This window comes from Microbacterium sp. LWH3-1.2, from assembly GCF_040675855.1.
GTDB lineage: Bacteria > Actinomycetota > Actinomycetes > Actinomycetales > Microbacteriaceae > Microbacterium.
In genome coordinates this window covers 2,029,342-2,044,036 of the sequence record NZ_JBEGIK010000001.1, presented here as the reverse complement: position 1 = coordinate 2,044,036, position 14,695 = coordinate 2,029,342, and the positions used below count along the sequence as shown (strand labels likewise).

At 69.0% G+C, this 14,695-nt stretch carries 14 protein-coding genes and 1 riboswitch; of the genes, 4 read left to right on the top strand and 10 right to left on the bottom strand.

Annotated features, from left to right (window positions below; genetic code table 11):
• Window positions 1–82 precede the first annotated feature (82 nt).
• Both MRBLWH3_RS09390 and MRBLWH3_RS09385 read right to left on the bottom strand, forming a co-directional pair.
• Window positions 83–766 carry a response regulator transcription factor gene (locus tag MRBLWH3_RS09390; RefSeq protein ID WP_363430953.1) on the bottom strand — a complete coding sequence of 228 codons (684 nt, stop codon included), beginning with the start codon at window positions 764–766 and terminating at the stop codon, window positions 83–85.
• A gap of 10 nt (window positions 767–776) precedes the next feature.
• Window positions 777–2,084: a sensor histidine kinase gene (locus MRBLWH3_RS09385; RefSeq protein ID WP_363430950.1), complete on the bottom strand. Its 1,308-nt coding sequence runs from the start codon at window positions 2,082–2,084 to the stop codon at window positions 777–779.
• Between the two features lie 796 nt (window positions 2,085–2,880).
• On the opposite strand from MRBLWH3_RS09385, the gene MRBLWH3_RS09380 reads away from it, so the two are divergent.
• The 4 genes from MRBLWH3_RS09380 (at window position 2,881) to MRBLWH3_RS09365 (ending at window position 4,545) form a co-directional block, all read left to right on the top strand.
• The gene (locus tag MRBLWH3_RS09380; protein WP_363430947.1) at window positions 2,881–3,003 is read left to right on the top strand and encodes a hypothetical protein; all 123 of its coding nucleotides are present in this window, start codon (window positions 2,881–2,883) and stop codon (window positions 3,001–3,003) included.
• Window positions 3,000–3,689 carry a DUF6766 family protein gene (locus tag MRBLWH3_RS09375; RefSeq protein ID WP_414685335.1) on the top strand — a complete coding sequence of 230 codons (690 nt, stop codon included), beginning with the start codon at window positions 3,000–3,002 and terminating at the stop codon, window positions 3,687–3,689. Before MRBLWH3_RS09380 ends, MRBLWH3_RS09375 begins: the two co-directional genes overlap by 4 nt.
• A gap of 153 nt (window positions 3,690–3,842) precedes the next feature.
• On the top strand, window positions 3,843–4,181 hold the full coding sequence (locus MRBLWH3_RS09370) for an ATP-dependent DNA ligase (protein ID WP_363430944.1): 339 nt from the start codon (window positions 3,843–3,845) through the stop codon (window positions 4,179–4,181).
• Window positions 4,182–4,281: 100 nt separating this feature from the next.
• The gene (locus tag MRBLWH3_RS09365) at window positions 4,282–4,545 is read left to right on the top strand and encodes a hypothetical protein (RefSeq protein WP_363430941.1); all 264 of its coding nucleotides are present in this window, start codon (window positions 4,282–4,284) and stop codon (window positions 4,543–4,545) included.
• 40 nt (window positions 4,546–4,585) lie between these two features.
• Here MRBLWH3_RS09365 and MRBLWH3_RS09360 read toward each other — a convergent pair whose 3' ends face one another.
• From MRBLWH3_RS09360 to MRBLWH3_RS09325, 8 genes are all read right to left on the bottom strand, one after another.
• Entirely contained in the window at window positions 4,586–5,566 is a 981-nt protein-coding gene (locus MRBLWH3_RS09360) for a cation transporter (protein WP_363435414.1), read from the bottom strand.
• 5 nt (window positions 5,567–5,571) lie between these two features.
• The gene (locus tag MRBLWH3_RS09355) at window positions 5,572–6,042 is read right to left on the bottom strand and encodes a hypothetical protein (RefSeq protein ID WP_363430938.1); all 471 of its coding nucleotides are present in this window, start codon (window positions 6,040–6,042) and stop codon (window positions 5,572–5,574) included.
• A 134-nt stretch (window positions 6,043–6,176) separates the two neighbouring features.
• A complete protein-coding gene (locus MRBLWH3_RS09350; RefSeq protein ID WP_363430935.1) occupies window positions 6,177–8,048 on the bottom strand; it encodes an alkyl/aryl-sulfatase in 1,872 nt (623 codons plus the stop codon).
• A gap of 40 nt (window positions 8,049–8,088) precedes the next feature.
• Window positions 8,089–9,741 (bottom strand): SulP family inorganic anion transporter, encoded by a 1,653-nt coding sequence (locus MRBLWH3_RS09345; protein ID WP_363430932.1) that lies wholly within the window; start codon window positions 9,739–9,741, stop codon window positions 8,089–8,091.
• Between the two features lie 441 nt (window positions 9,742–10,182).
• The gene (locus MRBLWH3_RS09340) at window positions 10,183–11,796 is read right to left on the bottom strand and encodes a M20/M25/M40 family metallo-hydrolase (RefSeq protein WP_363430930.1); all 1,614 of its coding nucleotides are present in this window, start codon (window positions 11,794–11,796) and stop codon (window positions 10,183–10,185) included.
• Window positions 11,797–11,982: 186 nt separating this feature from the next.
• Window positions 11,983–12,303: a DMT family transporter gene (locus MRBLWH3_RS09335; protein WP_363430927.1), complete on the bottom strand. Its 321-nt coding sequence runs from the start codon at window positions 12,301–12,303 to the stop codon at window positions 11,983–11,985.
• A gap of 9 nt (window positions 12,304–12,312) precedes the next feature.
• Window positions 12,313–12,377: riboswitch (guanidine-III (ykkC-III) riboswitch) on the bottom strand.
• Between the two features lie 46 nt (window positions 12,378–12,423).
• The gene (locus tag MRBLWH3_RS09330) at window positions 12,424–13,305 is read right to left on the bottom strand and encodes a CPBP family intramembrane glutamic endopeptidase (protein ID WP_363430924.1); all 882 of its coding nucleotides are present in this window, start codon (window positions 13,303–13,305) and stop codon (window positions 12,424–12,426) included.
• Window positions 13,306–13,335: 30 nt separating this feature from the next.
• A complete protein-coding gene (locus MRBLWH3_RS09325) occupies window positions 13,336–14,550 on the bottom strand; it encodes an MFS transporter (protein ID WP_414685399.1) in 1,215 nt (404 codons plus the stop codon).
• Window positions 14,551–14,695: the final 145 nt, after the last annotated feature.

Genomic DNA, 14,695 nt, shown 5'->3' with positions numbered 1-14,695 from the left:
CGGTCAGCATCAGCCGCTGAGGGACTCTCTGCAGGGGGTCACCCCGGGACGGGACGGGCCGATTCTGCACGGGCAAGTTCATTCAATTGAGCGAGTCGACGTCTCTGTCCAGATGGTTGCGGGCACCCCACAGCGCGAGCTGCGTGCGGTCGTCCATGCCGACCTTCTTCAACGCAGACTGCATCTGCGAACGGACGGTGTGCACGGAGACGCGAAGGCGGTCGGCGATCCGCTCATTGCTGGTGGTGCCGCTGGACAGCACAGCGACCACGCGCCGTTCAGCCGCCGAGAGCCGGGCGACCATCTCGGGGTCGGCCGCGCCACGTCGTGCGAACTCGCGGACCACCGGCGTGGTCACCCGGTGCGAGATGAGCGCCTCCCCACGCATCGCGGCGTGAATCGCCGCCAGCAGCTGGTCGGAGTCGTGACTCTTCAGGAGATAGCCGATCGCGCCGGCGTCGAGCGCATCCGTCACGTAGGCGTCCATCGCATAGCTGGTCATCACGATGACCGCGACCCTTCGCTCGTTCGTCGACCGGGTCAGTTCCCGCGTCGCCTCGACACCGCTCATCCCCGGCATCTGAAGATCCATGAGCACCACATCGGCGCGTTCGCGGTGCGCGACGGTGACGGCGGCTACGCCGTTGGAGACCTCGCCGAGGACGTGGATCCCCCGGGCCGCCTCGAGCTGCAGGCGCAGCCCTTTACGCACAGAGCGGTTGTCGTCGGCGATCAGCACACGGATCGAGGTGGAGCCGTCGGTCATATTCGCGCTTTCAGTCGGTCGTGGCGAAGGGGATGCCGAACCGCACCATCCAGCCGCCCTCTGGTGTCGCCCCGAACATGAACGTGCCCCTCAGCAGGTCGATACGTTCCCGGATTCCGCTGAGCCCCCAGCCCAAGCCGAGGCCAGAGACGGGCTGAGTCCCGGAGGGCGCGGACCCGTTGGAGATCAGCACCCCGACGCGGTCGGGTCCCACCGTGATCTCGACGTCGACCTCCGCGCCGGGCGCATGCTTGGCCGCGTTGGTGATCGCTTCCTGCGTGCACCGGTACGCGGTCGCGGAGACGACAGCAGGAAGCTCATCGACGCGGCCGCTCGCGGCGAGCCGGATGTTCATCCCGCGCCTTCGCCAATACTCGAAGAGCTCGGCCGCCTGCCTCAGGTCTCGGGTCATCTCCCGCGGCTCCGTGCCGACGGCGCGCAGGTCGGTGAGCGCCCCCGCGAGGCTCGCGGCGGCGAAGCGGCCTTCATTGCGGACCTCCTCGACGAGTCTCAGCGCATCGCCGGGTCGTTCGGGCGCGATCGTCAACGCCGCGTCGGCCAGCGTGATCAATCCTGCAAGGTGCTGCCCCGCCACATCGTGAAGCTCCTGCGCGATCCGGGCACGCTCCCGCTGCTCCGCCTCCTCGACACGCTTGTCGTGCTCCCGCTTGGCTGCCTCCGCCTCGGTGCGCGCGAGGGCAACACGCCGAGTCTTCACCCCCCACCACGCGCCCAGTGCGGTCCCGGCGATCGCGGGTGCCGCGATCCGCACCGCCTCTGCCGTCACGAAGCCGACCGCGATGGTCGGTGCCAGCCCGGTCGTGAAGATCCAGAGGATCATGGCGCCCGCTGTGACCACCACGACGCCCACCAACCACGCGATCGTAACGGCGAGCGGCCTCCGCGTCGCGAGCAGGAACAACGCCAGCGCGATCACGAGGTACATGCCGATCAGCCATGTCGGCACCGCCAACCCCACCATGAGCCCGATGTAGACGACGGTGACGATCAGGACCGTGGCCTCGGGCACTCGGTCACTCAACAGGAACGAGGCCGCCTGGACAGCGCACCCGAGCACGAGCAGCGACAGCAGCACCGGCGGGGGGAAGATGAGCGTCCACTCCACCCCGCCCTGGATGAGGGCGGCAAGTGGTTGCACGAGAACCTGGACGGTCGTCGTCACGAAGACCGTTAGCGCGAGAATCAAGGTGGACCGCCGCGTACCCAGAATCCGATCCACGGTCGCAGGAAGCTCGGCGGGTCCTGCCGAGGCGACCGCGTCAGAACGCGGGTCGGCGTTGGGTGCGGGAGCGGTCACGCCCACGACCCTAGTTGGCTGCGACGGTGCACCGCCCCCGGCCACGGTGGGCGCTAGGCCGCCGTGCCGACGGGGTCCGGGCGCGACCAGGTCCGTGCCGTTCGTCCTTTTGGGTGAAGTTCGTCGACTGTGTGCGGGCTCTCTCCGACGCGACGTCCACGTCGATCGGTCGCCTGTTCGCGGTGATCCGCATGTGCTGAACCCGTGCGATGCGTTGTCTCACGCGGGATCACAGCGCCGAGCAGTCCCGAAGCCGAGTGCGCAATGAGGGTCCGGGGAGCCCGTCGGAAACCCGCATGGCTCCATCGAGCCGTCGTGCGTGGTGGGAGTGTGGGGCCGCTGGCGCGATCATCGCGGGATCAGAGTGTGGGACTCTCACCCAGGTTGAGCGGCAGCCCGAGTGGGGCCTCGATCGAGGGCTTCATCGAGGCCCCACTCGTCCGTGGATTGCCGCCGGCGCGGACGCGCGGACTGGAACACGAATGGAGCAATGGATGAGCACTCCGCCTATCGACCCTGCCGGGATCGGGCTCCCGGGAACCTTCTCGATCGACATCTCTGCGTACCTGCCGGATCCGATGGCCGAGCCGACAGGGTGAGCGCGAAGCGGTGAGGTGACGAGTGATGGCCCCGCGTCCGCGCCGACCCGTGTGCGGATCGTCCCACGACGCGCTCAACCAGCCGACTCCTCCGGGGAGGGCCCGCGTCGATGCTGTCAAGCCCGTTCCCCTCCGCCCCGTGCCGAAGCAATCTGTGACGCATCACGTGATGCTCGCCCGCACGAGAGGAGTCGGACATGGTGGATTCCACACCCGAGAAGGACGAAACGCGCGGCGAGGCCATCGTTTTCTGGTCGTGGCTCGTATTCCTCGCGCTCGGCCTCGCGTATATGATCACCATCCCGCTGGTGGGGCGATGAGCATGCGCCCGATCCGCCCGCTCCGCGACAACGCTCTGAGCCTCGCCTTCGGCGCACTGTTCGTGCTCGCCCTTTCCGGCCAATCGATCGCCGGATTCCTCGAGGGCAACGAGCGGCTGCAGGAGCACGGCCTCGCACCGCTCGGGTTCGATGCCTACCTCACGTCTTCGGACTTCGTGGTCGACGTCGCCGAGAACTGGCAGTCCGAGTTCCTGCAGTTCACCCTGTTCATCGCTGCCACGATCTGGCTGGTGCAGCGCGGTTCCCCCGAGTCGAAGAAGCCGGGCGATGAGGGGCCAGGCAGCGACGAGGAGCAGCTCGTCGCCGAGCACGCACGAGCGGACTCCCCCGAGTGGGCGCGGGTACGCGGCATCCGTCTCGCGATGTTCTCGAACTCGCTGCTGCTGGTGATGGGGGGCGTCTTCGTGCTCTCGTGGCTGGTGCAGTCGCTCGCGGGCACCGTCGTATTGAACACGGAGAACGCGGAGCACGGGCAACCCGCGATCACCTGGGCCGAGTACCTCGTCACTCCGGACTTCTGGAACCGGACGCTTCAGAACTGGCAGTCGGAGTTCCTCGCCGTCGGCGCGATGATCGCACTGTCGATCTTCCTGCGGCAGCGCGGCTCGAGCGAGTCGAAGCCGGTCGGAGCGCCGCACCGCGAGTCGTCGGTGGAAAGCGAGTGACGTCGCAGATCCGGACGCATTGCGGGTCGGAGGGAGCCTGTCAAGGGCTGGCTCGCGTCTTCTGAGCAGAGGACGATGAGGAGCGAGCGGATCGACGTCCGCCATTTGCGACCCGGAGCGCTTCGGCCGCCGACCCTCCCCAGGAGGCCCAGGATGGGCAAGTTGATCTATGAAGGGACCGTCAAGGTCGATTTCGACGACCGGACCCTGGCACACCTTCAGCTGGTGATCGGAACGAAGCTCCGGCGGGGCGAGCCGTTCCACTTCACATGGCGCGACGACGCCAGCATCGGCGACGGACGCACAACGGTGTGGATCCATCCGAGATGCTCGCTGGTGTACAAGTTCTACGGCAGTCGCAAGCCGCAGCTGAATCCGGCATGGATCGACGCGCTGGCGTATACGGCGAACTCCCCGACGGGCTTGTACCTCGTGCCCGAGCCGGCGATGCCGCACGCCGACGGCGCCGAGGAGCACGACCTCGTCGGCTGACGAGTGCCTGGCCTGACGTAGACCTCCGCGCGCGACCTGTCAAGGCGCTTCGCGGCGCCGCGCGACGGCAGTGAGATGGGCGGCGGCGATGGGAGTGGTGATGAAGAGGATCGACATCTACTACGGCGGAGACCACTACAGCATCGGCGGGCGCCGTTTCGAGGACCTGCGCGACGAGATCGAGGCCGGTCTCGCCGGGGGCCCCTACTGGCTCGAGGTCAACGACGGCGAGGGCGAGATGCGCGTCGCCCATCTGCTGCTGATGCCGGGGGTTCCGCTCGCGATCATCCCGATCCCCGACGAGTTGCCCGCGCCCAGTCCCGATGCGATCTGGTCCGGCGGCGGTCCGCCCTTCGTCGGCTGATCGCTGGAACGGATGCGGCGGCCCCGCCTGACGGGGCACCTCACGCGTCGCGATGCGATCTGCGCTCGCCGGCGGGCTCCGCCTCGTCGGGCAGCGTCGAGGTCGGGATGACGACGACGTCCTGCACCTTCCAGTCGAGGGCGGCGACGGCCTCGCGCGCCGCTTCGATCTCGCCGAGGCGCACGTCATCGTGCGTCGGCACCACGAACACCTCGACGTGGAACACCTGACCCATGTCGCGCATGCGCACGGCCGCCTCGCGCACCCACGGGAGCTCTTCCACGCGGTTCGCGATGCGGGTGATGAGGGGATGAGGCCGGGCGTCGTCTTCCGTGCGTGCCCGCTGGTCGATGAGATCCAGGACGGCCGCGCGCGAGTTGCGCCAGCCGTCCCACACGATCCCTATCGAGATGAAGAGGGCGGCCGCTCCGTCCAGCCACCACAGGCCGACGCCGACCCCGAGCACGCCGACGATCGAGGCCGCCGTGGACGTCCAGTCGGCCTTGGCCATGTCGGCGTCCGCGTAGAGCACCTTGTTGTGCAGCTTCGGTGCGAGCTTCGCCTTGGCATGTCCGTAGAAGAACGGCCCGATGACGGTGACGGTCATGACCGTCACCATGAACCAGCCGAGCCAGATCGTCTGCCCGAACACGACCACCGTGCCGATCGAGGGATGCTCCGAGCGGATCAGCCCGCTGATCGCCTCGTAGGCCAGGTTGCCGCCGACGGCGAGCAGAGCCACCCCAGCGACGAGGTGTCCGACCCCCATGACCCGATGCAGGCCGAACGGGAAGGCCCGCGACGGTGGACGCCTGATGAAGAGCAGGGCGACGAGGAAGGAGATCTGCGGAATGAGCGACAGCATGTCTTCGATCCACGCGGTCTTCATCGCCTGCGAGCCGCCGACGACGAGGGCGATCAGCCCGATCGTGACGATGCTGTAACCGATGGTGAACCACTCCCAGCGGATGGCGCTGCGGAGCGCCTGCTGCTGCGTCGAGGGCAGGTCGGTGCGGCCCATCGTCTTCACCGCGCCGCCTCCTTGTCGAGGTAACCCTCCACGGTGGCCAGCCACGCGTTCTCACCGAGGGGCAGGAGCAGGACGACGGGAGCGTTCGCGCCGGGGATGGTGTCGTATCCGCGGGTGACGGCCGCCCTGGTCGACCACGGGGTCGCGTCGGTCATGCCGCCGATCGCGAGATCGAGGTCACCCGCCTCGAGCCCGTCCACCAGATCCTCCTCGCTGCCGATCGTCCAGGTGACCTTCGCGTCGATCGACACCGCGAATTCCTCGACGAGGTGGGCGAGGGTGCCCCCGACGTCCGATCCGTCGATCGTCACGAGCTCCCCTGATGCCGACGCCCCGGCGCGCAGCTCACCGCCGCGCACGCGATCCAGTGTCCCCTCCGGATCGCTCGGCACGGTGGTGGCGCAACCCGCGATGCACAGTGCCAGGACCAGCAGGGGCACACTCCACGCGCGACGCCACCGGCTCATGCCCCGAGTCTCGTCCGACCCCGGGAATCCTCGGGAGCGCCTTGACCCCCTCCGACGCGCCTGCTACTGCACACCGCTGCCAGAGCCGATCGTCGGCGTCGCGACGGGCGGCACCGGCGATCGGCGGGACGCGGTTACGGCAGGACGATCTCGAAGTCCGGGTCGCCCTGGTCGAGCACCCCGAGGAGCTGTGTCAGCACGCCGACGTCCCCACGGATCTCGATGCCCTCGGAGTCCTTGTCGCCACCGGCCAGCCGGATCAGGCGCGGCTTCGAGAGCGTGAGCTGCAGCGGGGTCCGCGGGTCGGCGTCGCGCTCGACGTATATCAGCACCCCGTGGCGCAACGTCAGGTGGAAGGTGCGATCGAGATCGGCGAGGCTGACGTCGAGCGACAGGTCGAGATCCCACGCCTTCGGGCCGTTCACCCGGATCGCGACGGCGTCGAGGAGCTGCTCGGGCGTGAGCTGGGCGATGATCAGCGGCGCGGCCGTCTGGGTGGGCGTGCCGAAATTGCCCTCGCGCAACTCGGTGGCCCCCGACAGGAAGAAGTTGCGCCAGGTGCCGTTCTCGGCGCCGAACGCCAGCTGCTCGAGGGTGTCCGCGTACAGAGCGCGGGCTCCCCCGTGATCGGCGTCCGTGAAGACCGCGTGATCCAGCAGCGTGGCCGCCCAGCGATAGTCTCCCGCGTCGAACGCCTCCTGTGCGACTTCCACGACCCTGTCGGCGCCGCCGATCGCCGCGACATACCGCTCCGCGAGCGCCTGCGGCGGGTGGGGCCACAGCCGCGCAGGGTTGCCGTCGAACCAGCCCATGTAGCGCTGGTAGATCGCCTTGACGTTGTGGCTGACCGAGCCGTAGTAGCCGTGCGTGCTCCACGATGCCTCGAGCGCGGGCGGCAGCTGGATCATCTCCGCGATCTCGGCGCCGTTGTAGCCCTGGTTGAGCAGCCGCAGCGTCTGGTCGTGCAGGTAGCCGTAGAGGTCGCGCTGGATCGCGAGGAAGTCCCGGACCTCCGCGTTGCCCCACGTAGGCCAGTGATGCGACGCGAATACCACCTCGACGTCGTCGCCGTATCGCTCGATCGCCTCGGTCAGGTACTGCGACCAGACGTGCGGATCACGCACGACCGCGCCGCGCAGCGTCAGCAGGTTGTGCAGCGTGTGCGTCGCGTTCTCGGCCATGCACAGCGCCCGGTACCGCGGCAGGTAGAAGTGCATCTCGGAGGGCGCCTCGGTGCCCGGCGCCATCTGGAACTCGAACTCCACGCCGTCGATGGTGTGCACCTCGCCGGTCGTCGTCACCTCCAGGGTCGGCGGGAGGATGGTGGGGTTCCCGGTCGATGTCGTCTGCCCGAGCCCGGCACCCACCTGCCCCCGCGGTCCGCGCTCGAGCGCAGCGCCGTACATGTACCCGGCACGGCGTGCCATGGCGGTTCCCGCGTAGACGTTCTCGGCGACCGAGTGCTCGAGGAAGCCCGCGGGCACCACGATCTGCACCGTGCCCGCCGTGACGTCGTCCTGACTCACGATGCCGAGCACGCCGCCGAAGTGGTCGATGTGGCTGTGGGAGTGGATGACCGCGTGGATCGGGCGCTCACCCCGATGCTTCCGGTAGAGCGCGATCGCGGCCGCCGCCGTCTCGATCGAGATCAGCGGATCGACCACGATGACGCCGGTGTCGCCCTCGATGACCGACATCACCGAAAGGTCCAGTCCGCGAACCTGGTAAACGCCCGGCACGACCTCGAACAGCCCGTGCTTCGCGACGAGCTTCGACTGCCGCCACAGGCTCGGGTTCACCGTGTCGGGCGCATCCCCCGCGACGAAGTCGAAGGTCGAGGCATCCCACACCACTTCGCCCTTGTCGTTGCGGATCGTCGGATCGTCGAGCGTCCCGATGAATCCGCGATCGGCGGCGGCGAAGTCGTCGACGTCGTCGAAGGGCAAGGCGGCGAGGACCGCCGCGTGAGCCTCGCGGATCGAGGCTTCGGGTTTGCGCTGTTGCATGGTCCTGTCCCCCTTCGTCCGGCCTCGGCGGCCGTGGTCTTCAATCCTGCGATGCTCGCGATCCGAGCCCGGCGACAGCCTCGCGATTGGTCGCGAAGAACGTCTGGCCCGACAGCAGCCCGAGCTGTTCCAGGCGAGCCCTGGTCGGTGTCCTGACCCGGCTGAACGCCAGGCTCACCCCTTCGTGGTCGAGCCACTCCTCGAGTGAGGCGAACGCCTCCGCACCGGTCACATCGATGTCGGTCACCGCCTCCATGTCGATGACGACGTGCTTCACCCGCTCGTCGGCGCCGGTCACCGCCCGCTTGACCGCCGACGAGAAGACACTGCCGTTCGCGAAGAACAGCGGTGCCGCCATGCGCACGACCACGATGCCCGGCGCCGTCGTGGTGCCGGCCTCGGCGTCCTCCAGGAGCGACTGCTTCGCGTCGTCGTCGGCGGCGAGCACGTCGATCGAGGGGTTCGCCGCACGCTGGGCGAGGTTGATGAGGGCCAGTACGAACGCCACCACGATGCCGGGGATCGCGCCGATGAACAGCGTCACGACGAAACACACCGCGCCGATGGCGAACTCGAAGCGGTCCTGCCGCCAGAGCAGCCGGAACTCGCGGATGCCGAGCAGCGGAAGGATGGCGACCCCGACGACGGCGCCGATGGCGGGCGAGGGGATGTCGGCCAGCAGCGCGGTGCCGAACAGCAGGAGCAGAAGCGTCCCCACCGCCAGCACCAGCGACGGAAGCTGGGTGCGCGAGCCCGCCTGGTCCATCGCGGCGGTGCGCGATGTGGACGATCCCATCGAGAAGCTGCCCTGGGCACCGGCGGCGATGTTGCCGAGGCCGAACGCGAGGAGGTCGCGGTTGGCGCGGAACGGATACCCGTGCTTCTCGCCGTAGGACCGCGAGACGAGGAGGCCTTCCGCCGTCGTGATGAGCGTCAGCGCGATCGCCGACGGGATCAGCGCCATCCACATCTGCCAGTCGATGACGGGCCACGTGAGCGTCGGCGGGCCGGCAGGAATCTCACCCAGGACGTCGACGCCCTGTCGATCGAGACCCGTCAGCACGACGAGCAGCGTCGAGAGGACGAGGACGACGAGGGCCCACGGCACGGCCTTCGCGAACCTCGCGCCGAGCAGCAGGATCGCGACAGACACCGCCGAGATCCCCAGCGACCACGTGTTGACCGTCTCGAGGTTCGACACCAGCCCGAACACCTTGTCGACGAACTCGCCGCCGGAGTCGATCTGCACACCGAGCATCTTCGCGATCTGGCTGACCAGGATGTCGAGCGCCAGACCGCCGACGAATCCGATGAGGATCGGCTTGGAGAGGAAGTTCGCGAGGAATCCGAGCTTGAAGACCGCCATCAGCACGAACATGACGCCGCAGATGATCGCCTGCGCGAGCGCCAGCGTCGCGTAGTCGGCGCTGCCGGCGGTCGCGAGACCGCCGATCGAGGAGGCGACGAGCGCGGCCGCCGCGGCGTCGGGGGAGGCGACGAGCTGGCGCGACGACACCACGAGCGCATAGACGATCGTCGGCACGATCAGCGCGTACAGGCCCGCGGTCGCCGGAAGCCCCGCGATCTGCGCGTACCCGATGTTGAGCGGGATCGCGATGGCCAGCAGCGTGACGCCCGCGGTGAGCTCCGTCACGAGGTTCTGCCGGGCCAGGCCGGCGAGGGGGCGCTGCATTCCTGCTCCCGGGGTACATGGGGTCACAGACCTCTCCACCCTGGCATAGGTGAGCGGCCTCCCACGGGACCGCCGGACCGATCGGGGGCAACGGCTGCATCGCTCGCCAGCGTCGACGACCATCCGCGCTGCGCCCGTGCGGCCGCGGGCGCCAGCCCCGCCTCGCCGGGGCTCCGGCTTCGACGAGAGCCCCGACGGTGCCGGCGCAAAAGCGATGATCCCCTCGGTGCCGAAGCGCCGGGGGGATCGTCAATGCGATGTTGGGTTTCTGTGTTCCGGGTCCCTTTCGGGTCCTACGTTTCTGTTTTCTCTTCGCAAGGTCAAATGTCCTCCTCATGGCCCCCATCGTCAAGAGTTCACGAAGAAGTCATCTCGACGTGAGGTTGAGGGTGAGGGATGCTGCGCCCCGGCGCACGTCGTCGAGGCGCAGCATCCATTCCATCACTGCGCGAAGCGCTCCTTCATCGCGTCCATGCTCTTGCCCGCACCGTGCGACTTGCCGGGCGAGCTGACGGCGTTCACGGTCGACGTGTCGAACGCGAACGTCATGACCGCCGCGGCGACGGCATCGGCGTTCACGTCGAGGGCGAACGTGTTGATGTTGCCGACGAGGTCGTAGTCCTCGCGGAGCGCATCATAGAGCGCGGCGTCCTGTCCCTCGCCCGTGAGGTTGTCGCACGGGTCGTGGTAGCACGGATCGTAGGGCGCACCGGCTACCCCGCCGTAGAGCGCGGCCTCGGCCACCGTCTTCGGCACCTCCGCACCCGTGAACAGTCCGCCCGCTGGGATGCCCACGGCGATGAAGGGGCCGTAGTCCGATCGTCCGGAGAACTCGCTGTCCTGCGACGGCAGACCGCGGCCGTCGTAGAACGCCTCGAAGACGTCCTCGATCTCCGCAGACCCCTCCGGGATGAAGCCCGGCGCCGCCGTGCCGCCGGAGTTGTCACCGTCGTAGACGCCGAACATGAAGTTCGGCGACCCGATCATGTCGAAGTTGAGGTACAGCGCGATGTCCGCCGCCTCCTCGGCCGACAGTTCGGCGACGTAGTGCTCCGAGCCGAGCAGACCCTCCTCCTCGGCACCCCACCACGCGAAGCGCACCGTGTTGTTGGGCTTGGTCTTCTTCATCTGGATGGCCGTCTCGAGCAGCGCAGCGCTCCCCGAGCCGTTGTCGTTGATGCCCGCGCCGTCCTGCACGCTGTCCAGGTGCGCGCCCGCCATCACCGTGTTGTCGTCGTTGCCGGTCTCGGTCTCGGCGATCACATTCCACGCCTGCCGCGGCTCGGTGTCGTAGTCCACGGTCACGGTCACGGTCGCACCCGGAGTGGCCGCGAGGTTCTCGCCGACGGCCGAGGTGACCGCCACGACGGGGATCGTGAGGCCCGTCGCGTCGCCGATCATGCTGATCAATCCGGTCCGGTCCGCGACACCGGGGCTGGCGGGCTGACCCTCGTTCATGATGATGGCCGCCGACGCGCCGGCCGCCTGAGCGTTGAGCGCCTTGACGGCGAAGCCGCACGAACCGCGCTGCAGCAGGGCGACGGCACCCGCGGGGAAGCCGGCGAAGTCCCCCGCCTCGCAGCCGCTCGTGTTGCTGTTCGGTGGGAGCGCGGCAGCGGGGATCACGAGCCCCACCGGCGTGAGCGCACCTGTCGCGGTGCCCTCCGGCGTGCCGCTGTCGAACGAGTTCCGCAGGAAGTCGACGCCGTTCACGAACTCCTGCGGCTGTGGCGAGACGCGGATGAGTTCGCTGTTGTCGTCGAAGTACGGGAAGGTGAACTCCTGCACCTCGGGCGTGTAGCCGGCCGCCGTGAGCTGGGCGACGACGTAGTCGACGGAAGCCCGGTAGCCGGGCCTGCCGGCCGCCCTGTCGCCGTACTGGTCCGCGATGTCCTGGAACGCCTCGAGGTGTGACATCACCCCCTCGAGCGTCACTGCCTTCTCGATCTTCTTCACCGAGTTGTTGCTCGGCGCCGCGTACGCGGGTCCCGCCAGCGCGACGGTGGACGTCAGGGCGACCGCGGTGGCGATGGCCCAGGCGCGCCTGGTTCTCATGGGCATTGTCAGCCTCTCCGCCGGGGACCCCTCTGTCACCGGCTTCCTGCGGGGATGCTCACACACGCGCGCCACGCGTTCCAGACCGTGACCCGGGATTTTCATCGAGCTCTCATAATTGCTCGGGAGTGGAACGGATGCGGCGACCCGGCGCACGGGCCGGGTCGCCGCATCCGTTCCCCGAAGTCACTCGTGGCCGACGAGCTTCAGGCCCACGACGCACCCGACGAGCCCGAGGATGAGGAGCATCTTGACGAGTGAGACCGCCTCGTCCCCGGTGATCATCGCGTAGGCGACGGTCAGCGACGCGCCGATGCCGACCCACACCGCGTACGCCGTGCCGGTGGAGATGTCGCGCATCGCCCAGGCGAGGCCGCCCATGCTGGCGACCAGCGCGGCGCCGAAGATCACCGAGGGCCAGAGCTTCGTGAAGCCCTCGGTCTTGCCGAGCGCGGTGGCCCAGACGGCCTCGAGGATGCCGGAAACGATGAGGATGACCCACGCCATGACTGTGCTCCTGGCCAGTCTTGTCGCGTACCGGGTACTGATCCGTCGTCCGGGGATCCGATCGGGGACCCGCTGGCCACCCTAGCCGCTCCCCCTGGGCACCCCCTGGGCAGCGCGGAGTCAGACCAAGAAGAGCCCGTCGAGCATGCCCGGGTTGTGCGCGTGGACGAGCACCAGGAACACGACGGCGTCGAAGAGCAGATGCACCGTGACGACATAGGCGAGCGAGCGCGTCTTCATGAAGATGAAGCCCTGCAGCAGCGCGAACGGGATGGTGAGCAGCGGCCCCCAGGCCCGGTAGCCGAGCTCCCAGAGGAACGACACGAACACCACCGACTGGAGCACGTTCGCCTGCCAGAAGGGGAAGTGCCTCCGCAGCAGCGCGAAGCAGGTGCAGATGAAGAAGAGCTCGTCCCAGATGCCGACCGCGCCGACGCCGACGAACAGGCGCGCGATGAGCTCGGGCGCGTCGACGACCGGCCAGTTGAGGTACACGCCCGAGGTGATGAAGTAGAAGGGCAGGATCAGCCAGCCGAGCAGCAGCACGGCGATGAGCCAGGTCCACTGGAACCGCGTCCACCGCTCGCCGCCGCGCCATGGGAACCGGATCGCCCGGTCACGGTACAGCCACCGCGAGATCACGTAGGGCACGGCGACCGCACCGCCCAGCGCGAGCGCGAACCGCGCGATCGCGAGGTTGTCGAGCTCCGCCTTGAGCGGGATGGCGCTCACGATGAGCAGCCCGACGGCGATGAGCGAGAGGTCGCGCACGAGAGAGGGAGGACGGATGCCGCCGTCCGGCGCCGGCGGCCGGGCGGCAGCATCCGTCCGCTCCATCAGCAGCGCGACGGCAAGTCCTGCCGTCAGCAGCACCCACCCGAGCCAGGGCACCCGCACGACGAAGAACGCCGGGGCGGCGAGGCAGACGAGCAGGGCGGGTGCGAGGCCCCACGACCAGGTGCCGACGGCCGGCGCGGGCGGGGCGTCGGGATGTGCGGGCATACGCGGCGGCTCCGGTCGGGTCGGATCGGGTCAGTGGTCGAGCGGGTGGTCGATCTCATCCTTCGACATGCGCGCGACGACGTAGGCGAGCGCGCCGAGGATCAGTGGAATCACACCCGCCGCGATGAAGATGACCTCGATCGGCAGGACCTCGGCGAGGGGCCCGGCGAGCGCCATCGACAGCGGCATGAGGGCCAGTGAGACGAAGAAGTCGAGACTCGAGATGCGGCCGAGCATATGGCGAGGCACACGGCGCTGGAGCAGCGTGCCCCAGATCACGTTGCCGTAGCTGAAGCCGAAGCCGACGACGAACAGGCACAGCGCCATCAGCCAGTACTGGTGCGTGATGCCGACGATCGCGAAGGGCAGCGTGCTGACGCCCCACACGCCCATCATGACCGTGAGGTAGCGGCGCGGGAGCTTCATCGACGACACGACGATCGACCCGAGCACGCCGCCGAGCCCGTAGATCGCAAGGAGAAACCCGAACAGGCGCGGATCCTCGCCGATGCGGTCGCGGGTGACGAAGGGCAGGAGCACTTCCTCGGGGCCGACGAACACGAGCACCCACCCCGTCGCGAAAAGCAGCGTCCACAGCAGCCACGGCGTGCGCACGGTGAACCCCACGGCCTCGCGCAGGTCGTGGAGCACGCCCCGCACACCCTCAGGCGCCTCGTGGTGCTCCCCCGGCGCGGCGGGCGGCTCGGGGCGCACGAACAGCAGCAGCACGAACGCCAGCGCGTGCGCCGCGACGACACCCCATGCGGCATGCGCGGGCGCGAGCACCGCCGCGACGATCACACCGGCCGCCGCCGGGCCCGCCGCCTGCTGGAGGGCGGGACGGATCGCCCCCTCGAGCCCGTTCGCGGCGAGCAGCTGAGCGGGCGGCAGGATGCGCGGCAGGATCGCGCTGTACGCGGGGAAGAAGAAGCCCGCACCCGCGCCCATCACGAACGCGACGACCGCGAGGTGCGGGATCGTCGCCGCGCCGAACACGCCGGCCACCGCGACCGATGTGATCGCGAGCAGGTTCACGAGCTCGACGAGGCGCAGCAGCAGCCGGCGCGGCACGCGGTCCGCCGCGACGCCTCCGGGGATCGCGCAGACGAGCAGCCCCACGGCGTTCGCCGCCGCCACGGCGGAGAGCTCGACCGGCCCGCCGCCGGCCTCGATGACCGTATAGACCATGACGACGGCCCACATGCCCGCGCCGAAGATCGACAGCACGACGGCGCCGAACAGCATCCGGAAGTCGCGGTGGCCGAGGGGCCGGACGAACCGCCACGGGTCGCGGCCCGACAGCGGCACCTCACGAGGCGGAGCCTCGCTCTCCGGCTCGCGCGCGGAGTCGGGCGTCCGTCCCGGACGCCGGACCGGGCCGGTCAGGGGT